This window comes from Amycolatopsis sp. Poz14 (assembly GCF_006704225.1).
Taxonomy (GTDB): Bacteria; Actinomycetota; Actinomycetes; order Mycobacteriales; family Pseudonocardiaceae; genus Amycolatopsis; species Amycolatopsis nivea.
The window spans coordinates 7,980,613-7,999,752 of sequence record NZ_JACLHD010000001.1; the positions used below are offsets into that span (position 1 = coordinate 7,980,613).

At 69.2% G+C, this 19,140-nt stretch carries 20 protein-coding genes; 12 read left to right on the forward strand and 8 right to left on the reverse strand.

Annotated features, from left to right (window positions below; genetic code table 11):
* The first annotated feature begins 484 nt into the window (after nucleotides 1-484).
* The 7 genes from FKO37_RS36985 (at nucleotide 485) to FKO37_RS37015 (ending at nucleotide 8,565) form a co-directional block, all read left to right on the forward strand.
* Entirely contained in the window at nucleotides 485-1,462 is a 978-nt protein-coding gene (locus FKO37_RS36985; protein ID WP_037819149.1) for an ABC transporter permease, read from the forward strand.
* Nucleotides 1,462-2,469 carry an ABC transporter permease gene (locus FKO37_RS36990; RefSeq protein ID WP_134666457.1) on the forward strand — a complete coding sequence of 336 codons (1,008 nt, stop codon included), beginning with the start codon at nucleotides 1,462-1,464 and terminating at the stop codon, nucleotides 2,467-2,469. Before FKO37_RS36985 ends, FKO37_RS36990 begins: the two co-directional genes overlap by 1 nt.
* Complete coding sequence (locus FKO37_RS36995) at nucleotides 2,466-4,598, forward strand: ABC transporter ATP-binding protein (RefSeq protein ID WP_037819153.1); 2,133 nt, start codon at nucleotides 2,466-2,468, stop codon at nucleotides 4,596-4,598. Before FKO37_RS36990 ends, FKO37_RS36995 begins: the two co-directional genes overlap by 4 nt.
* Nucleotides 4,599-4,638: 40 nt before the next feature.
* On the forward strand, nucleotides 4,639-6,330 hold the full coding sequence (locus tag FKO37_RS37000; RefSeq protein WP_238607516.1) for an ABC transporter family substrate-binding protein: 1,692 nt from the start codon (nucleotides 4,639-4,641) through the stop codon (nucleotides 6,328-6,330).
* A gap of 80 nt (nucleotides 6,331-6,410) precedes the next feature.
* Nucleotides 6,411-7,346, forward strand: a complete 936-nt coding sequence (locus FKO37_RS37005; RefSeq protein ID WP_037819158.1) for a DUF3592 domain-containing protein — start codon at nucleotides 6,411-6,413, stop codon at nucleotides 7,344-7,346.
* A gap of 139 nt (nucleotides 7,347-7,485) precedes the next feature.
* A complete protein-coding gene (locus tag FKO37_RS37010; RefSeq protein WP_238607517.1) occupies nucleotides 7,486-8,091 on the forward strand; it encodes a hypothetical protein in 606 nt (201 codons plus the stop codon).
* A gap of 309 nt (nucleotides 8,092-8,400) precedes the next feature.
* Nucleotides 8,401-8,565 carry a hypothetical protein gene (locus FKO37_RS37015; protein WP_238607518.1) on the forward strand — a complete coding sequence of 55 codons (165 nt, stop codon included), beginning with the start codon at nucleotides 8,401-8,403 and terminating at the stop codon, nucleotides 8,563-8,565.
* On the opposite strand, the gene FKO37_RS37020 is transcribed toward FKO37_RS37015, so the two are convergent.
* Genes FKO37_RS37020 through FKO37_RS37035 form a run of 4 tightly spaced genes read right to left on the reverse strand, consistent with a single transcriptional unit; the run spans nucleotide 8,554 to nucleotide 10,710 of the window.
* Nucleotides 8,554-9,531, reverse strand: coding sequence for a phosphotransferase (locus FKO37_RS37020; RefSeq protein ID WP_238607519.1), 978 nt, complete (start codon nucleotides 9,529-9,531; stop codon nucleotides 8,554-8,556). The genes FKO37_RS37015 and FKO37_RS37020 overlap by 12 nt on opposite strands.
* Before the next feature lie 21 nt (nucleotides 9,532-9,552).
* On the reverse strand, nucleotides 9,553-9,930 hold the full coding sequence (locus FKO37_RS37025) for a hypothetical protein (protein ID WP_238607520.1): 378 nt from the start codon (nucleotides 9,928-9,930) through the stop codon (nucleotides 9,553-9,555).
* Between the two features lie 10 nt (nucleotides 9,931-9,940).
* Nucleotides 9,941-10,144: a hypothetical protein gene (locus FKO37_RS37030; protein ID WP_037819169.1), complete on the reverse strand. Its 204-nt coding sequence runs from the start codon at nucleotides 10,142-10,144 to the stop codon at nucleotides 9,941-9,943.
* Nucleotides 10,141-10,710 (reverse strand): hypothetical protein, encoded by a 570-nt coding sequence (locus FKO37_RS37035; RefSeq protein WP_238607521.1) that lies wholly within the window; start codon nucleotides 10,708-10,710, stop codon nucleotides 10,141-10,143. Before FKO37_RS37035 ends, FKO37_RS37030 begins: the two co-directional genes overlap by 4 nt.
* A gap of 124 nt (nucleotides 10,711-10,834) precedes the next feature.
* Here FKO37_RS37035 and FKO37_RS37040 point away from each other — a divergent pair, with 124 nt between their 5' ends.
* The 3 genes from FKO37_RS37040 to FKO37_RS37050 are packed head-to-tail and all read left to right on the forward strand — an operon-like array spanning nucleotide 10,835 to nucleotide 14,134.
* Nucleotides 10,835-12,010, forward strand: a complete 1,176-nt coding sequence (locus FKO37_RS37040) for a sensor histidine kinase (protein ID WP_374204467.1) — start codon at nucleotides 10,835-10,837, stop codon at nucleotides 12,008-12,010.
* Nucleotides 12,007-12,660: a response regulator transcription factor gene (locus tag FKO37_RS37045; protein ID WP_134731139.1), complete on the forward strand. Its 654-nt coding sequence runs from the start codon at nucleotides 12,007-12,009 to the stop codon at nucleotides 12,658-12,660. Before FKO37_RS37040 ends, FKO37_RS37045 begins: the two co-directional genes overlap by 4 nt.
* 40 nt (nucleotides 12,661-12,700) lie before the next feature.
* The gene (locus FKO37_RS37050; protein ID WP_238607523.1) at nucleotides 12,701-14,134 is read left to right on the forward strand and encodes an APC family permease; all 1,434 of its coding nucleotides are present in this window, start codon (nucleotides 12,701-12,703) and stop codon (nucleotides 14,132-14,134) included.
* 2 nt (nucleotides 14,135-14,136) lie between these two features.
* On the opposite strand, the gene FKO37_RS37055 is transcribed toward FKO37_RS37050, so the two are convergent.
* Nucleotides 14,137-14,934 (reverse strand): NAD(P)-dependent oxidoreductase, encoded by a 798-nt coding sequence (locus FKO37_RS37055; RefSeq protein WP_255807056.1) that lies wholly within the window; start codon nucleotides 14,932-14,934, stop codon nucleotides 14,137-14,139.
* Here FKO37_RS37055 and FKO37_RS37060 point away from each other — a divergent pair.
* Nucleotides 14,834-15,220: a helix-turn-helix domain-containing protein gene (locus tag FKO37_RS37060; protein ID WP_037819180.1), complete on the forward strand. Its 387-nt coding sequence runs from the start codon at nucleotides 14,834-14,836 to the stop codon at nucleotides 15,218-15,220. The two genes, FKO37_RS37055 and FKO37_RS37060, sit on opposite strands and share 101 nt — an antisense overlap.
* On the opposite strand, the gene FKO37_RS37065 is transcribed toward FKO37_RS37060, so the two are convergent.
* Genes FKO37_RS37065 through FKO37_RS37075 form a run of 3 tightly spaced genes read right to left on the reverse strand, consistent with a single transcriptional unit; the run spans nucleotide 15,190 to nucleotide 18,144 of the window.
* A complete protein-coding gene (locus FKO37_RS37065) occupies nucleotides 15,190-15,945 on the reverse strand; it encodes a hypothetical protein (RefSeq protein ID WP_238607525.1) in 756 nt (251 codons plus the stop codon). The two genes, FKO37_RS37060 and FKO37_RS37065, sit on opposite strands and share 31 nt — an antisense overlap.
* A complete protein-coding gene (locus tag FKO37_RS37070; protein WP_238607526.1) occupies nucleotides 15,933-17,285 on the reverse strand; it encodes a glutamine synthetase family protein in 1,353 nt (450 codons plus the stop codon). Before FKO37_RS37070 ends, FKO37_RS37065 begins: the two co-directional genes overlap by 13 nt.
* 58 nt (nucleotides 17,286-17,343) lie before the next feature.
* Nucleotides 17,344-18,144, reverse strand: coding sequence for a DMT family transporter (locus tag FKO37_RS37075; RefSeq protein WP_037819232.1), 801 nt, complete (start codon nucleotides 18,142-18,144; stop codon nucleotides 17,344-17,346).
* Nucleotides 18,145-18,485: 341 nt separating this feature from the next.
* On the opposite strand from FKO37_RS37075, the gene FKO37_RS37080 reads away from it, so the two are divergent.
* Nucleotides 18,486-18,665: a hypothetical protein gene (locus FKO37_RS37080; RefSeq protein WP_037358805.1), complete on the forward strand. Its 180-nt coding sequence runs from the start codon at nucleotides 18,486-18,488 to the stop codon at nucleotides 18,663-18,665.
* Nucleotides 18,666-19,140: the final 475 nt, after the last annotated feature.

Sequence of the window (19,140 nt, forward strand, 5' to 3'; positions counted from 1 at the left end):
ACGCCGACGACTCCGGAAAACCCGGCGACACCGGATCCCGATGCGAATTACGCTGCGGCGCAAGGGTAATCCGCGCAGTGAATCGCGGCGGGCGAACGTGCACCCGAACATGCAAGTCCGCGGCGACTCGGAGCGGCGGTGTCGCGCGCGTGTCCGTTTCCTGTTCACAACCGTTCACCCGGAACCCCCGGAACCGTTCCGGAATACTCATCGCCGGTGCACAGTCGCGCACCCACCGCGACACTGAGACCCGGGCAAGAGGCGAAAGTCGGTTGTTCTCTGCCCGAACACGGAAATCGTGATTGTTTGGTTGCCTGAAAACGAAGATCGCAACGACTGATCGCCATTAGGCTGCGCCCACAACGAGCGTCAGTATTGGAAGGCAGCACCGCCCAGTGTTTTCGACGAAAACTCAATCGCGAGCGAGCCAGGGATGCCCGGCGGCGCGGAGCGGATCCTCCGGCCCCGGTGAAGCGAGGCAACTGTGATCGGGTTCCTCCTCCGCAGACTCGTCAACTACATCGCCCTGTGCCTCGTCGCGACTTTCGCGGCGTTCTCCTTGGCGTCGCTGTCGTTCAGCCCGCTGGACGCGCTCAAGCTGCGCAATCCGCCGGCTCCGCAGGCGACCATCGACGCCAAGGCCGCCGAGCTGCACCTGGACCAGGCGATCCCGCACCGGTTCTTCACCTGGCTGGGCGGCGTGTTCCAGGGCGACTTCGGCCGCACCGTGGCCGATCAGGCGATCACCGACGAACTGTTCCGCCGCGCGGGCGTGAGCCTGCGGCTGTTCCTGCTCGGGATCACGATCGGCATCATCATCGGCGTGCTGGTCGGCGTGGTCAGCGCGATCCGGCAGTACAAGATCAGCGACTACATCGCCACCACGTTCTCCTTCGTGGTGCTGTCGACGCCGGTGTTCGTGATCGCCACGATCCTCAAGGCGGGCGCGCAGTCGGTCAACGACAACCTGCTCGACGGCTACCAGTTCTTCATCGTGCAGGGCGAGGGCGGCGCGGTCGACGGCGGTTTCGGCGACGTCCTGCTCGACCGGCTGCAGCACATCATCGTGCCGACCCTGGCGATCGTGCTGACCCAGGTCGCCTACTACAGCCGCTACCAGCGTTCGGCGATGCTCGACGTGCTCGGCTCGGACTTCCTGCGCACCGCCCAGGCCAAGGGCCTCACCCGCAGGCGCGCGCTGTTCAAGCACGGCCTGCGCACCGCGCTGATCCCGATGGCGACGCTGTTCGCGTTCGGCTTCGGCCTGCTCATCACCGGCGGCGTCTTCACCGAGAAGATCTTCGGCTGGTACGGCATGGGCGACTGGCTGGTGACCGGCATCCAGAAGCAGGACACCAACATCGTCACCACCGTGACCCTGTTCATCGCGATCTGCGTGCTGCTCGCCGGCTGGCTCGCGGACGTGCTCTACGCCGCGCTCGACCCGAGGGTGAGGATCTGATGGCCGCCCCATTGAACGAGGCCGACCTCGCCGACTCGGCCGTCGCCGCCACCGAAACGGACGCCTCGCAGCAGACCGGGAAGTCCTCCAGCCGGGGCAGGCTCGTCGCCCGCCGGTTCTTCCGCAACAAGCTGGCCCTCGTCGGGCTCGTCGTGATCCTGCTGTTCTACGTGCTGGCGTTCACCTACAGCTGGTATTCGCCGTGGGGCTACGACGAACTGGACCCGACCTCGACGCTGATGCCGCCGGACGGCACGCACTGGTTCGGCACCAACCAGATCGGCGGCGACATGTTCGCGCAGACCATGCGCGGGCTGCAGAAGTCGCTCACCATCGGCCTGCTGGCCGCGCTGTTCTCCACCGGCGTGGCCTCGATCGTCGGCTCCGCGGCGGGCTACTTCGGCGGCTGGACCGACCGGGTGTCGATGTGGGTCGTCGACCTGCTGCTGATCCTGCCGCCGTTCCTGATCATCTCGATCCTGTCGCCCGCTTTCCGCGGCAAGACCTGGCTGATCCTGGTCGGCCTGATCGCGCTGTTCCAGTGGATGATCACCGCCCGCATCGTCCGCGGCATGACGCTGACGCTGCGCGAGCGCGAGTTCGTGAAGGCCGCCAAGTTCATGGGCCAGTCCCCGTGGCGGATCATCTTCAAGCACATCGTGCCGAACATGGCTTCGCTGCTGATCATCGACGCGACGATCAACGTCGGCGTCGCGATCATCATGGAGACGTCGCTGTCGTTCTTCGGCTTCGGCGTGCAGGCTCCGGACGTTTCGCTGGGCACGCTGATCTCGGCGGGTTCCGACGCGGTCCGGACGTTCCCGTGGCTGTTCTACATCCCGGCCGGCTTCCTGGTGTTCACCGTGCTCGCGGTGAACTTCGTCGGCGACGGCCTGCGCGACGCGCTCGACCCGTCGTCCAGCCGTTCGCGGCGCAAGGAACGCAAGCGGATCGAAGAAAAGACGAAGTCGACCGCGTCGACGCAGACCGTGGGAGCAGAAGCATGAGCGCCGCACTCGAACTGAGCGCGGAAACGGGCAAGCCGACTGGCACCGTGCTCGAGGTTTCCGACCTCGAAGTGTCCTTCCCCTCCGAGTCCGGCCGCGTGCACGCGGTGCGCGGGCTGAACTACCAGGTCGAGGCCGGCGAGGTGCTCGGCATCGTCGGCGAGTCCGGTTCGGGCAAGTCGGTGTCGTCGCTGGCGGTGATGGGGCTGCTGCCGCCGCAGGCGCGCGTGTCGGGCTCGATCCGGTTCCAGGACAGCGAATTGATCGGCAAGTCCGACACCGAGCTGTCGAAGATCCGCGGCAAGAAGATCTCGATGGTCTTCCAGGACCCGCTGTCGGCGCTGACCCCGGTGTACACCGTCGGGGCGCAGATCGCCGAAGCCCTGCTGGTGCACGGCAAGGGCACGATCACCAAGCAGCAGGCGAACAACCGCGCGGTCGAACTGCTCGACCTGGTCGGCATCCCGAACGCGGCGGCGCGGGCGAAGGCGTTCCCGCACGAGTTCTCCGGCGGCATGCGCCAGCGCGCGGTGATCGCCATCGCGATCGCCAACGACCCGGACCTGATCATCGCCGACGAGCCGACCACCGCGCTCGACGTGACGGTGCAGGCGCAGGTGCTGGAGGTGCTGAAGACCGCGCAGGAGGTCACCGGCGCGGGCATCGTGATCATCACGCACGACCTCGGCGTGGTCGCCGGGTTCGCCGACCGGCTGATGGTGATGTACGCCGGGCGCGCGGTGGAACAGGGTCCGGTCGAGACGATCTACGCCCAGCCGCGGATGCCGTACACGCTGGGCCTGCTCGGTTCGATTCCCCGCGTCGACGCGCGGGAGAAGCAGCCGCTGGTGCCGATCGAGGGCCAGCCGCCGTCGCTGGTGAACCTGCCGCAGGGCTGCCCGTTCGCGCCGCGCTGCCCGCTGGCGATCGACGCCTGCCGGACGGCCGAGCCGGAGCTGTTCACGATCACGCCGGGCAACCCGAACGCGCCGGTCGACACGACGCACCGGGCCGCCTGCATCCGCACCGAGGAACTCGCCCGTCCCGACGCGGACGCCGCCGAGGTCTACGGGGCCGAGGTGATCGAGGAGGCCGAGGTCGCGTCCCTGCCGCGCACCGAGCGCTCGACCGTGCTGGACGTGCAGGACCTGCAGAAGCACTACGCGGTCAGCAAGGGCACCGTCTTCAAGCGCAAGGTCGGCGTCGTGCGCGCGGTCGACGGGATCACCTTCGACATCGTCGAGGGCGAAACCCTGGGCCTGGTCGGGGAATCCGGCTGCGGCAAGTCGACCACACTGATGGAGATCCTCGAGCTGGCGGCCCCGTCGCACGGTTCGGTCGCGGTGCTCGGCAAGGACGTGGCGAAGCTCGCGGGCAAGGACCGCAAGTCGATCCGCCGCGACCTCCAGGTGGTCTTCCAGGACCCGATGGCCGCGCTCGACCCCCGGCTGCCGATCGGCGACATCATCGCCGAGCCGATGGTGACGCACGGGTTCTCGAAGGAGCGCATCGACCAGCGGGTGCCGGAACTGCTCGGGCTGGTCGGGCTGCGGCCCGAACACGCCGACCGGTACCCGGCGGAGTTCTCCGGCGGGCAGCGCCAGCGCATCGGCATCGCGCGGGCGCTCGCGCTGGAGCCGAAGCTGATCGTGCTCGACGAGCCGGTGTCCGCGCTCGACGTGTCGATCCAGGCCGGCGTGATCAACCTGCTGGACGAGCTGAAGGCCAAGCTGGGCCTGTCGTACCTGTTCGTGGCGCACGACCTGTCGGTGGTCCGGCACATCGCCGACCGCGTGGCCGTGATGTACCTCGGCAAGATCGTGGAGATCGGCGACGTCCGCACGGTTTTCGAGGCGCCGCAGCACCCGTACACGCAGGCGCTGCTGTCCGCGATCCCGATCCCGGACCCGGCCAAGGAACGCGAACGCGGCCGGATCATCCTCACCGGCGACCTGCCCAGCCCGGCGAACCCGCCGTCGGGCTGCCGGTTCCGCACCCGGTGTTTCGTCTTCTCCCAACTGTCCGAAGAGGACAAGAAGAAGTGCGTCGACGTCGAACCTCCGCGCGAATCCCGCGCCGAGGACCACGACGTCGCGTGCCACTACGCCAAAACCCGCGAAGTCGTGTAGCCACGATCCGTTGGCACACCAGAAGAAGGAAGGTAAACACATGCGACGGAGAATGGCCGCGATCGTGGCCCCCGTTGCCGCTCTGGGGCTCCTGCTCGCCGCTTGCGGCGGAGGCAGCGGCGGCGGCGACAAGGGATTGCAGGACACCGGTTCCTCGGGCGTCAAGACCGCCGACATCAACGCGCAGCCGATGGACAAGGTGAAGGACGGCGGCGACTTCAAGTGGCCGGTCGACCAGCTGCCGGACAACTGGAACTACTACCAGGTCGACGGCACGGTCCTGGACGGCGCGAGCATGTTCGGCGCGATCCTGCCCTACCCGTTCCCGCAGAACGCGGACGCGACGGTCGGCCTGGACAAGAACTACCTGACCTCTGCTGAGATCGTCAGCAAGGACCCGCAGGTCATCGAGTACAAGATCAACCCGAAGGCCAAGTGGAGCAACGGGCGCCAGTTCTCCTGGGAGGACTTCGCCGCGATGGCGAAGGCGCTGAACGGCAAGGACACCGCCTACCAGGTGTCCAGCACCACGGGTTACGAGGACATCGCCAAGGTCGAGAAGGGCACTGACGACCTCGACGTCAAGGTCACCTTCGCGAAGAAGTTCGCGGAGTGGAAGTCGCTGTTCTCGCCGCTGTACCCGAAGGAGGCGATGGCCGACGCCAACACGTTCAACAAGGGCTGGGCGCAGAAGGCGCTGATCACCGCGGGTCCGTTCAAGATCAAGAGCGTTGACTACACCGCCAAGACCGCGGTGTTCGAGCGCGACCCGAACTGGTGGGGCGACAAGCCGAAGCTGGACACCGTGACCTACAAGGTCGTGGACCGTCCCGCGCTGGCGGACGCGTTCGCCAACGGGCAGATCGACTTCTACCCGCTGAACAACGACATCAACGCGTTCAAGCGGGCCCAGGCGGACCCGAACGCGGTCGTGCGCCAGTCGGCCTACCCCGACTACACGCACATGACGCTCAACGGCGCCCCGTCCTCGATCCTCGCGGACAAGGACCTGCGGCTGGCGGTCATGCGCGGCGTCGACACGGTGACCATCGCGAAGTCGATCCTCGGCCAGATGCAGAAGGACACGACGCCGATCGGCAACCACCTGTTCCTCAAGGGCTCTAAGACCTACGAGGACAACAGCGGCCCGTACAAGTTCGACCAGAACGCGGCCAAGGCCGAGCTGGACAAGCTGGGCTGGAAGCAGTCCGGCGACCTGCGTGCCAAGGACGGCAAGCAGCTGAAGCTGCGCCTGGTCATCCCGTCGGGCACCCCGATCAGCCAGCAGACCGGCCAGATCCTGCAGTCGCAGCTGAAGGCGATCGGCGTGGGCATCGACATCGTCGCGGTCCCGTCGACCGAGTTCTTCAAGAACTACGTGAACGTCGGCAACTTCGACCTCACGCTGTTCCGCTGGATCTCGAACTCGTTCCCGATCGGCGGCAGCAAGGGCATCTACTACCTCGACCCGAAGAACGTCAACCAGAACTACGGCCGGATCGGCAGCGACAAGGAAAACCAGCTGCTCGACACCGCCGCGCAGGAACTGGACGACACCAAGCGGGCCGCGGACATCAACGCCGCGGACAAGGAGATCTGGGCGCTGGGCCACCAGCTTCCGATCTTCCAGTCGGTCGGAGCCTTCGCCGTCCGCAAGACGGTGGCCAACTACGGTTCGCCGGGCTACGCGAACAACCCGTACGACTACCCGAAGATCGGGTTCGTGAAGTAATCCTCCCCCAGCGGGAATCGAAGGAGCGGCGCGGACTCCCCGCGCCGCTCCTTCCTTTTTGGACAGTTAAGGTGATCCTTGTGCGGAAGTTCCTGCGATTGCGGCCGGTGCGGCACATCCTGGTGACGAGCGCGGTCGTGCTCGTCGCGTGTGCCGCGGTGTTCGTGGTGCAGCTGCTGGAGTTCAACAGCGCCCGGCCGCGGCTGCAGGGGCTGATGGCGAACGCGACCGGGATCGTCTCGCGGGTCGACGACAACACGGTCACCGTGCGGTTCCCGGTGCCGAACCAGCCGGAAGCGAGCGCGGCGGTCGAACTGGACACCACTCCCCCGCCGCTGGGCACGAAGGTTCCGGTGCGCTACGACCCGTCGGCCCCCTCGCGCGCGGTCACGACCGGCGCTTCGGCTTTGGTGACCGCCGACCGTGCCTCGACGTACGCGACCGTCACCGTGGTCGCGGTGCTCGCGATGCTGGCGGTGAACGGCTTCCTGCTCTTCACGCGATTCGTGCAGCCCTCTCGGCGCAAGGTGAGCGCGTCGGTGCCGATGCGCCGGGTGAAGGTGCAGCGCGGCTTGCTGACGCGGTCGTGGCTGGAGACCGACACCGCGACGCCGCGCTGGATCCCGGTGTATTTCTCGCCGACGCTGATCGGCCTTCCGTCGCCGTCGCGCGTCGAGGTGCTGGGCGACCTGCGTACGGACCGCCACGTTGCCGTCCGGATCAACGACGAGGTGCTGTACCCAGCGGGTTCGGTGCGCACGGGCGAGCCTCGCGGCCGTCGCCTGGACAACCCTTCCGAGCCGGACGAGGAACGCGCACTCGCCGCTGCCACGCCGGTACGGCTCGCGCGACAGTTCCGTGCCGACCTGCCGGTGCTGGCGGTCGCCCCGGTGGTGGGCGCGTTCTGGGCGCTGGTCGACGGGAGCGGATTCGCGGGCTGGCTGACGGTCAGCGTGCTGATCGCGGCGTTCGGGTTCTGGTGGGCCGCTCTGCGCGGCTCGGACCCGTCACTCTGAGCGGATTCGCTGCTACAGTCGCGCCATGTCGTTCGAACGGCCCTAGGAACCCGGACGGGTCTACCCGTCCCTCGCGACCCTGCCTTGTCCTGAAGGCCGCAGTCCCCTGCGGCCGTGTCGCCGTTCCCAGGAGCTGTTCTTGTCCAGTACATCGAGTGCTGGGAGCTACCGTGCTGTCCTGACGATCCCGCATGCCGCCGCGACCTTCGGCGCGGCGTTGACGGGCCGTCTCGCGTTCGGGGTGCTCCCGCTTGCGTTGTTGTTCACCGTCCAAGAGGCCACCGGATCCTTCACCGCCGCGGGCGCCGCCGTCGCCTGCTTCGGGCTCTCCTCGATTCTCATGCCGTTCAAAGCCCGTGTCATCGACCGCTTCGGGCCAGCCCGAACCCTTCCCGTTCTCGCCACCGCCACTGCCGCCCCACTCGCCGCACTAGCGCTGCTGGCCTGGTCCGGCGTCGCTGCCTCGGCCCCGTATCTGCTGCTCAGCATCTTCTTCGGCGTCTGTGCCCCGCCGTTGGGGCCGGTGATGCGGATGCTCTGGCGAACCCTCACCGAGAACACCGCACTCCTCGAACGCGCGTACAGCCTGGACTCTGCCTGCGAGGAAGCCCTCTATCTCGCGGGTCCGGTCATCACCGGCGCGATAGTCGCGACCGCGTTCCCGGCTGCCGCGCTGCTCGCCGCCGCGGGGTTGCCCGGTCAGCCGTGTCGGCAGAACCGCTCAACTGGAGTCTGGGACCGCTGAGCACCCGTCGATTCGCCGCACTCGCCACGATCATCCTCATTACCGCTGCGGGCACCGGCATCGCTGTCACCACCGTCGTCGCCCGCGCACAAGAGCACGGCAACCCGGGAGCCACCGGTACATCGAAGCCGCGCTCGCCCGCAGGAGCCTCCTCGGCGGACTCGCCTGGGGCCAACGGAAACACCAGCGGCCAGCGTCCACCCAGCAGGCCGCGTTGATCTTCGTGCTCGCCGCGGGGATCGCGCTCGCTGCGACAGCGGAAAACCTGGTGGTACGGGGCATCGTCATGGCCGCCGTCCCGTGTTCGTCGTGTCCTACCTGGCTTCGGACAAGCTGGTTCCCGAACACCAGAGCACCGAAGCCAGCACCTGGGTCGACACCGCCAACAACCTCGGCACCGCAGCGGGCTCCACCACCGCAGAGTTCCTCGTGGCGCAGTCATCCTCGGCGATGGCGAAACCGCTACTCCGATGACTCCAGCGCCGTCAGGATCTCCGCCACCTCCGGATACGACTCCTCGACCTTCCCCTCCTTGCCCAGCCGATACCGCTCCAACCGCACCGCACCGAGATGGCGGGCTTCGTAGTACAACGCCCGCCTCCGCGCCGACGGGGATGCGTCCGGCTGGCCGTAGGTGTCCCAGAACCAGTCCCGCCTCGAGCCGGTTTTCGCTGACGCCATGCGGATCGTCCAGTCCGCCGCCGGGTCGCCCCACCAGCTGCGGTCGTGGTCGAACACCCCGACGATCTCCAGTTCCGGCGTCAGCATCACGTTCACGTGCCACAGATCCCCGTGCAGCAGGCGCGGTTCGGCGATCTCGTCGAGCAGCGCGGCGTCGCGCTTCGCCCAAGCGGCTACCTCGCGCAGGTCCGATCCGTCGAGGCCGAGGTCTTCGACGTCCGCGGCGTTGTCCTCGAAGTACGCGATCAGCGCTTCGCTCCAGGTCGCGAAATGCGGCCCGGCCACGAGGCCGAAACCGGGGGCGCGCACGTCGTGGATGGCGCGGGTGATTTCGCCGAGCTGGCGGAAGTACGGCGCCCGTTCCTCCGGCTCGAAGCCCCGGAGGACTTCCGGGCCGGGCTCTCCGGGGAGAACGGCCTGCAGCACGTAATCGCGGCCGATGACCTGGTGCGTGAAATCGGCCGCGAGCGTGCGCGGCATCAGCGGCGAGATCGGCGCGAAGTACGGCGCGGCAAGGTATTCGTTGCGCATGAACTGGGGCTCGATCCGCGTCTGCCGCGCCGGTTCCGGGGCGACGCGCAGGATCGCCGGGCCGTCGGCCAGCTCCACCCGGTAGGTGTTGTTGTAGCCGCCCCATCCGATTTCGACGGCGGACCGCACGCTGGTGCCGAGCGCGCGGCGGCACAGCAGTTCGATCTGGTCGGCGGAGAGGGGTTGCTGGAACGCGTCCGAGGGCCGGTCTTGAGGCTGGAAGTCCACCGGGGCATCCTGCCACTCCGCTCAGGACAGCACTAATCCTTTACGGCTCAGCGATTCCTCGATCCGCAGCCGTTCGAGATCCCGGTCGGCACCCTCGCGCAAGCCGTCGAGCCGGTGTTCGACGCCGATCTCGCGGCAGGCGGTGACGAGCAGTTCGTCGTACGCCTGCCGGGTGCCGATGCGGCGCGCGGCAGGCGTTCCGGCGGGGAGTTGCGCGAGGGTCCGGCGTACTCGGCGCAAGTCCGCCGCCACCTGCTCTACCGGCGGTGCGGACGGCACGGGAGCGGCACGTCGCCGACGCAGCCAGCGGCAGAGCGCCGGGACGCGGAGGGCAGCCCAGAACAACGCCGAGGGGGCCACGCTGACCACGGCGAACAGCAGAACCGGACCGGCCGCCATGCTCCCGAGTTTAGCCGCGGCGGCGGTTGCGCGCCCGGTTCGCGAACAGCACCGCCACGCCCGCGCCGAGCAGGACGATGCTGGCGATCACGTGCAGCTGCGGCGGCAGCACGTGCAACTGCAGGAACCAGCTCGGATGCTCGGATCCGGCGATCCGGTTGATCAGCCCGCCCGCGCCCTGCACCACCAGGAGAACGCCGATCAGCTCGATCATCGCGACGCCTCCTTTTTCGGCGCGGAGGAACCGAAAATCTCCTGCCACAGCGGTCCGAACACGAACCACAGACCGGTGACCGTGCCCAGCCGCGGCAGCCAGCCCCACAGCGGCTCGACGTGGCCCGATTTGCCGACCACCACGATCGCGAGCAGCAACAGCCCGGCGCTGATCGCGCAGGCCAGCACGCATTTGCCCCATTCGCGCCATTCCTTGCGGGCCTTAGCGCGGCCGTACAGCTTCTCCGGCCGAGGACCGCCGGCGAAGCGGTGCGCGAACCGGACGTCGGCCCACTCCACCATCGACGGACCGAATACCACCGAGAAGCCCAGATACACCGCGGCCAGCCCGTGCGTCACGTTCGGCGTCGCGCCGTTCATCAGGTCGATCACCGTGATCACCAGCAGCACCAGGTCCACCACGGGCACCAGCGCGAGCAGCACGGTGCTGGCCTTCTGCTTGCGCAGCGCGTACCGGGTCAGCAGCCCGGCCGCGATGAAGACCCAGAACCCGATCTCGCACGCCACGATGGCCGCGGTCAGCGGGCTGTTCAGAAACTCGTCCATGGCTTCACTGTCGCGGGCGCGGGAGTCCGCGCGCGTCAGCGGACGGCACGATCGGGGGGTCATCATTTCGTAGGACGACCGGGCCGCCGCGGTGTGCTGTCATGGTCGGGTGCGCCTGCGAGACCTGCGCTCGGCCCTCCCCCGGCCGCGCGAACTGCCGCCGTGGCAGCAGAACGGCCTCGTCGCGCTCGCGGTGTTCGCCGGCGGCACGATGCTGTACCTCACCGGCGGCCACCAGCTGCTGCCGAACGGCGACCCGTTCCCGCTCTGGGTCCGGTTCGCCGAACTCGGCGCGATGTGCCTCGCCGCGTTCCTGCGCCGGACGGTGCCGTGGGGGCTGCTGGCCGCCACCGGGATCGTCGGCGTCGACGTCGCGCTGGGCCTGTCGCTGCCGATCGTCATCGCGTACACGGATTTCCTGTACTCCGCGATGCTGCACGGTTCACGATGGACAACCCGGGTGCTGGTCGGCGTGACCGCCACCGTCACGCTCACCGTGCTGTTCGTGTTCCTGGCCGTGGCGGGCTGGCGGGCGGCGGCGCTGGGCGCGTTCAGCATGTTGTCGTTCCTGCTGGTCCCGGTGTGGTGGGGCGCGAATGTGCGCCAGCAGAGCGACATCGCGGCGAGCGAGCGCGCCAACGCCGAGCAGCTCGCGACGATCGCCGCGCTGGACCGGCGGGCAGCGGTGGCAGCCGAACGCGCGCGGATGGCCCGCGACCTGCACGACGTCGTCGCCGGGCATCTGTCGGCGATCGCCATCCAGTCGGAGGCGGCACTGTCCATGGCGGACGATCCGAAGACCGCGCAGACCGTGCTCGTCGCGGTGCGGGAGAACAGCGTGCGCGCGCTGGAGGAAATGCGCGCGATGATCGGCCTGCTGCGTTCGGAATCCGCCGAGGACGAGGTGACCGCTCCGGCCCGGCTTGCCGAACTGGCCAGGCTGGTGGAATCGGCGCGCGCGGCCGGCATGACGGTCGCCGTGGATTCCACTGTGGACGAAGAACTGCCGACCGCGGTCGACCTCACCGCGTACCGGATCGCGCAGGAGTCGCTGACGAACGCGGTCAAACACGCGCCGGGCGGCCGGGTGACGGTGCGGCTTCGCGTGGCCGACAGCACGCTGACCGTCGAAATCGGCAACGAACTGCTCGGCGCGCCGACCCCGTCCGACAGCGGCGGGCACGGTTTGCTGAGCATGCGCGAGCGCGCGCACGCCGTCGGCGGCACCCTGCGAGCAGGACCGTCCGGGCCGCGCTGGCTTGTCCACGCCGAACTTCCCCTCGCCGGAGAGCCGTCATGACCGTCCGAGTCCTCGTCGCCGACGACCACGGCGCCATCCGCGCCGGGCTCGCGCTCATCCTCGGCAACGCCGAGGGCATCGAGGTGGTCGGCGAGGCCGCCGACGGCGAGGTAGCCCTGCGCCAGGCCCGCGCGCTGCGGCCGGACGTCGTCCTGATGGACGTCCGGATGCCCGGCACCGACGGGATCACCGCCACCCGCCAGCTGATCGCCGAGGGGCTCGCCGAAGTCCTCGTCCTCACCACCTTCGACCTCGACGAGTACGTGCACGCCGCCCTGCGCGCCGGGGCCGCCGGCTTCCTGCTGAAGTCGGTCGAGGCGCCGCGGCTGATCGAGGCAGTCCGGCTGGTCGCGGCGGGCGAGGGCGTGCTCGCCCCGCAGGTCACGAAACGGCTGATCACCGCGTTCGCCAGCACCCCGGCCGGACCGTCGCCCGCCCCGACGGGTCTCGCCGACCTCACCGAACGCGAACGCGAGGTGCTCGGCTGCCTCGGCGCGGGACTCTCGAATGCCGAGATCGGCGCCCGGCTGTACATCGGCGAGGCGACGGTGAAAACGCATGTTTCCCGGGTGCTGGCCAAGCTCGGCCTGCGGTCCCGGGTGCAGGCGGCGATCCTCGCCCAAGACCATGGCATTGAGCCACCCGGCTGACCGTTCTGCGCATCCGCGCGCGACCTTCTAACGTTCCCCCATGGGTGAGCGGAGAACTCTCGACGTCGACGAAGTCCTCAAGCGACAGGAATCCGGCGAGCTGAAGCGGCGGCTCAGGGGACGCGACCTGATCGGGTTCGGCGTCGGCATCATCATCGGCACCGGGATCTTCACCCTCGCCGGGGTCGAGGCGAAAACGCACGCCGGGCCGTCGGTGACGCTCTCGTTCGTGATCGGCGCGGTGGTCGCCGGCCTCGCCGCGCTCTGCTACGCCGAGCTGGCCTCCAGCGTGCCGACCGCGGGCAGCGCCTACACCTACGCCTTCGCCACCCTCGGCGAGGTCTTCGCCTGGATCATCGGCTGGGACCTGCTGCTGGAGTTCGCGCTCGGCGCGGCCGTGGTGTCGCGCAGCTGGTCCGGCTATCTCGCGAACCTGCTCGGGCTGTCGCCGGACTGGTTCGGCGAGAGCGCGACGGTCAACGTCGGCGCGGTGCTGATCATCGCGGTGCTGACGGTCGTGGCCGTGGTCGGCATCAAGGAGTCCTCGTGGCTCACGAACCTGCTGGTGCTCGTCAAGGTCGCCGTCTGCGTGCTCATCCTCGCCGTCGGCGTGTTCTTCGTGAAGGGTTCGAACCTCACCCCGTTCGTCCCGCCCGCGCAGCCGCCGTCGAGCAGTGCGAACGCGTTGCACCAGCCGGTGGTCCAGGCCGTGCTCGGGCTCGAGCAGTCGGTGTACGGCATCGCCGGCATGGTCACCGCCGCGGCGGTCGTGTTCTTCGCCTACACCGGGTTCGAGGCGCTCGCCAACCTCGGCGAGGAGACCATCAACCCGCGCAAGGACCTCCGCGTCGGCATCCTCGGCGCGCTGGCCGTGTGCGCGGTGCTCTACATCGGGGTCTCGATCGTGCTGACCGGCATGGTCCACTACACCGACATCGACTCCGGCGCGCCGCTCGCGGACGCGTTCGACCGGGTCGGCCAGCACTGGGTCGGCGCGCTGATCTCGCTGGGCGCGGTCACCGGGCTGACGTCGGTGATGATGGTCGAACTGGTCACGATCGGCCGGATCGGCTTCGCGATGGGCCGCGACGGCCTGCTGCCCAAGGCGATCGGCACGGCGCACCCGCGCTGGGGCACGCCGCACCGGATGACCATCGGCGGGGCCGCGCTGATCGCCGTGCTGGCGGCGTTCGTGCCGATCTCGGCGCTGGCCGACATGGTCAGCATCGGGGCGCTGTCGGCGATGATCATCGTCGCGGTCGCGGTGCCGGTGCTGCGCAAACGCCGCCCGGACCTGAAGCGCCCGTTCACCGTGCCGTTCTCGCCGGTGGTGCCGATCATCGCCGCGGTGGCGTGCTTCTACCTGATGCTGAACCTCGACGTGATGACCTGGATCCGGTTCGCCGCGTGGCTCGTGATCGGCCTGCTGATCTACTTCTTCTACGGCCGCAAGCACTCCCGCTTCGCCAAGTAGGTTCAGGCCACTGCCAGGTGCACGCGGTGGTGCCGCGGGTTCTCGACCTCGTCGAGCAGCGCCACGGCGAAGTCGGCGTACGAAATCTTGGCGGAGAAGTCGAACTGGTCGCCGATTTCGTAGCGGCCGGTGCGCTCGCCGTCGTGGTCGAAGTCGCCGACCGGGCTGACGTACACCCAGTCCAGCCCGGTGCCTTCGGCGCGCAACACCTCGAGCCCCGCCGCGTGTGCCAGGCAGAAGGGCCGGAACTCCGCCGGACCCGAGTCCAGCGCCCGGGTTCCGTCAGCGGTGGGCAGCAGCACGGACAGCCCGACCGCGACCAGCCGAGCCTGCGCTAATCCGGCAACGAGAGCGTGTGCGGCGTTGGTGAAGAACGCGTGCGGGTCGGTGCCCTCGCCGTAAACAGCGGCCGCGTTGATGACCGCGTCGTGCCCGGCGGCGAGGGCTGCGACATCGTCCGCGCTGGTGACATCGCCTGCGACGACGTCGGCCAAGTCTCGGTAGCGCGCGGGATCGCGGACCACCGCGGTGACGTCGTGCCCGCGCCGCCGTGCCTCCGCGACCGCCTGCCGTCCGGCCCGGCCGCCCGCCCCGAAAACAACGATCTTGCTCATCGTGGGAATACCTCCTGAGGTGTCGATGCTCTGGAAGGTAGCCAGGGGGCCGGTTCCCTCCGGGATACTTCGAGAGGAGACCGCGATGACCGTTCGGCAGCCCTTGCCTCCCGACCTGTTCGAGGAGCTGTGCCCGTCCGCGCTGGTGCCGTTCCGGTTCGGGGACAAGTGGTCCGCGCTGGTCATCCGCTGCCTGGAGGACGGGCCGCGCCGGTTCTCCGAACTGCGGGTGCCGCTGCATCGCGTCACGCCGAAGGTGCTGACCCAGACTTTGCGCGGCCTCGAACGCTCCGGCCTCGTCTCCCGCACGGCGCACGCCGACCCGGCGTCAGGCGTCGAATACGCGCTGACGCCGCTGGGCCGCAGCCTGTTGGAGCCGATGAAGACGGTGTACGGCTGGGTCGCCGAGCACTGGGAAGAACTGCTGGACGCGCAGGAACGCTACGCCGCGCCGGTGCGCAATCCGGCGTAGGAAACCGCCTGCGCCAACGCCTCCGCGTACCGGGAATCCGCGACCAGCAGCACCGATTCGAGCCCCGCCGCGATCCATTCCACCGGCTGGTCGTGCACGCCGTCGTCGCCCAGTTCGCGGTAAGTGTCCACAACGGACAGCAGCGTTCCCTCCGCGCCGAGCCGGACTCCGGCGATCAGCACGTGATGCGGCGCGGGCGGCCGCCACCGGTTCGTCCACAGTGGAGGGATGCCGGTGTCGAGGTAGTCCAGCAGCGCTCGTTCCGGCGTGTCCGGAGATCCCAGTTCCGCCGGGTCGACCCGCGCCAGCACCGCCACTCGCGGCAATTCCCACAGGCCCAGCAGCAAATCCGAGACCGTCGACGCGCTCCACGCCCCCAGCGCCGGAACCACCGCCAGCTTCTCTTCCGACAGCGTCCGGATAGCTGCGGCCAAGCCGTCCAGCGAGGTGCCCGCAGCTGTCTCGTCGAACGGCACCGGAAGGCGGAAGTCGTTGCGGGACAACGCACCTGCCGGACGACTGGGCGATGCGCGCACGGTCCCGGCAGCGATCGCGACCTCGTCCTGGTCCGGCACCGCGATGTCCGCCGCGCGCAGCGTCACGAGCCCGGTGAAGGCCGCCGCCAACCCGTCTTTCTGCGGCAGTTCCGCCCGGGCCTCGGCGACCAGGCGCGCACCGCCGGGAAGCCAGTGGACGTCGGAAAGCCCCGTGTTCAGTACCGCCACAGATGCGCCGCCACGATCTCCTCAGGCGCCCGCTCGGCGGCCCACGCCGCGTCCGAGGCGCGCACCGCGCGGAACGCGCCGAGCAGCTCGTCCCCCAGCGCCCCGGACACGCGCGGATTCGCCAGCAGCGCAGTGTCCTGTTCGGACGGACTCGCCGGCAGCGGCAGCACGCCCGCGGTGTTCCGTTCCCCTTCGCTCCAGCCGCCCGGGTCCTCCGCGATCGGCTCCGGCAGCACCGCCGAATCCTCGATCCCGGCCATTCCGGCAGCGAGCACTACCGCCAGCGCGAGATACGGATTGGCCGACGCGTCCGACGTCTTCAGCTCGACATTCGCGTGCTCCGTCCCGAGCAGCGCCGTGCCCGGGACGTACCGCAGCGGCGCTTCGCGGTTCTCGACGCCCCAAAACGCATACGCACCAGCGAAAAACCCTGGCCGCAACCGCATCGTCGACGGCACGCTCGGCGCGGTGATCGCCGTCAGCGCGGGCAAATCCCGCAGCAGCCCGCCGAGGTACGCCGCGCCGTCGCCTTCCGGCACCCCGTCACCAGCCAGGAGGTTGCGGCCCTTGCGACGGACCGAAGTGTGCAAGTGCCAGCCGTTTCCCGCAGCTCCGAGACCGATCATCGGCGCGAAAGCCGCCACCAGCCCGTGTGCGTGCGCGGCCGCGTGGATGGTCTGGCGCGCCAAAAGCTGATCGTCCGCCGCGGAGACCGGATCCGTGGCAGCGAGCGACAATTCCAGTTGCGCGACGCCGTATTCCGCGTGCAGCTGGCCGATCTGCAGGCCGTTCGCGGAGAAATCGTGCAGCAGCGCGGCGATGAAGTCGTCCAGGCCGATCAGCGCGTGCGGACTGTAGGCCGGACCGCGGTGTCCCGGCGCGGACACGACGTCCTCGCTGCCCGCTGGCGCTACGGAAAACTCCAGCTCGTACCCCGCCCGGAATTCGAGACCACGTTGTGCTGCCTCGGCGACCTGCCGCTCCAGCACGGAACGCTGGCAGTACGGCCACGGCGAACCGTCCGCCGCGATCTGCCGCACCGGTGCCCAAGCCAGCGCAGGCTGCCCGGCGAGCCGGCGGAGGCGTTCCACGACCGGTACCAGCCGGATGTCGCCCGACGGAGTGCCGAGGCCGGAATGGGCGTACGTGATGGCGTCGTGGCTGTCGAAGACCGCGAACAGCGAGGTCGCGCCCACGCCGCGGACCGCCGCGTCGGCCAGCCCGCCGACCGGGACCACCCGCGAGCGCGGGATGCCGTTGTTGTCCGCCCAGGCCAGGTGGACGCCACCGACCCCCGCCGCGGCCAGGTCTTTCGCCGCCGCCGACGCCGCCTTGGTCATGGCAACCTCCTCGGGATCAGTATCGCGGGCCCGCGCCGTCCGGGCCATCCGCGAATGTTCACCCGGGCGGCTCAGTGACCGGCCCGGAGTCGTCACGGCTGCGCAACGCCACTCCCGCGACGACGGCGAGCGTCCCGATCGCTTCGACGACGCTCGGCACCTGCGCGAGCACCACGAACCCGACGACCCCCGCCGTCACCGGCAGCAATGCCAGCAGCACCGCGAACCGCGCCTGCCCGAGACGGCGCAGGACCACTTGGTCGAGCGCGTACGGCACAACGGTGGACAACACGCCGACGCCGATCCCGAGCAGCAGCATGCGTGGCGAACCCCACACTTCGCCGGTGCCCAGCGCGAGCGGCGACAGCACGACGGTCGCCACCACGAACCCGACCGCGAGCGAATCCAGCCCGTCCCCGCCGATCGCGACCCGCTTGCCCAGCACGATGTACCCAGCCCAAGCAGCCGCCGCGGCCAGCGCGAACACGACGCCGAGGGGACTGCCCGCGATCCGCACGTCCGCGATCGCGACCACCCCGAGCGCCACCAGGACCAGCGCGATCAAATCGCGCCGGGTCCGTGACCCAATCGCCGCTACGACCACCGGACCGGCAAACTCCAGCGCGACGACCGTGCCCAGCGGCAACCGCGCGATGGCCTCGTAAAAGACCACGTTCATCCCCGCCGTGACGACGCCGAAAGCGCCCGCGAGCAGCAGCCGCTTGCCCCGCCAGGCTGCTTTCGGTGGCCGCCGCCACAGCAGCAGCACGACGGCCGCACCGAGACAGCGCAGCCACGCAACCCCGGAGGGCGTGGCGTGCCCGAAGAGGTCGACCGCGATGGCCGCACCGGCATACATGGAAATTCCGCTGAGAACGAACAAGACCGGTGCCGGAATCGCGTTCACGCGTTTCCAGGAGAGTGCAATGCCCACTCCCGCATGGTGCCTGACCACGGAAAACGCCAAGCGGCGGGTGGTCTGGTCCTACGGGTTGGGACGCCGCTGCGGCAACCGGGCTAATTCGGCGTGACGCACCTCCCACCGGCGCGGGAACACTTGCGGGCCGCCAAACGTCTGCAAGAGTGGAAGCACGAACACAGCGGAGCCGGAAGCGATCCCCGCCGAAGGCATCGACACCGAAGTGGGCGTAGCTGGATCGAGGCACCGGGCGACCGGTGCCGGGACGGAGGGAGACCCCCATGACAACGCCGACGCTCACCCGCCCCGAATTGACCGCAGCCGACCGATGCGACCGGTGCGGAGCAGCAGCTCAGGTACGCGCTGTCCTCAGCTCCGGAGGCGAGCTGCTCTTCTGCGGGCACCACGCCCGAGAGCACGAGGCCAAGCTCAAGGAACTGGCCGCGGAGATCCAGAAGTAAGTTCGCTCACCCGACAACAGCTACCCGGAGGCGGCAGGCGCAGCGCGCTTGCCGCCTCCGGCGTTTTCGGGCCGAGTTACGCGCTCGGTTTGCTGTGGCCGCGTCAGGCAGTGAGGCGCGAACCGGCTCCACTCGGCTGCCTGAGCGAGTCCTAGGCCTCCACACTGGCCCCGCACGCCCGCCACGGCGGCAAGTGCTGACCTCCGCACGTGGGCACCACGCCGGACCCCCACCTCGCCGCGTTCCTGCCCCCGTCAACCGGGCAATGCACGCTCCGCATCCGAGACGCTTCCCCCACGTCAATGAGGGGAACCCTCATTGACTCTGATTCCCTCAGGGTGGCCCTCACGACCAGCCACCGGCGGTGAGGGGCCCCTTCACGGACCTAGATTCCCTCAAGGAGCCCTTCACGGACCACCCTCGCCGCAGCCCCGCCAGCGATGCGCCCCCAATGCGGCATTGGGTGCATCCCACG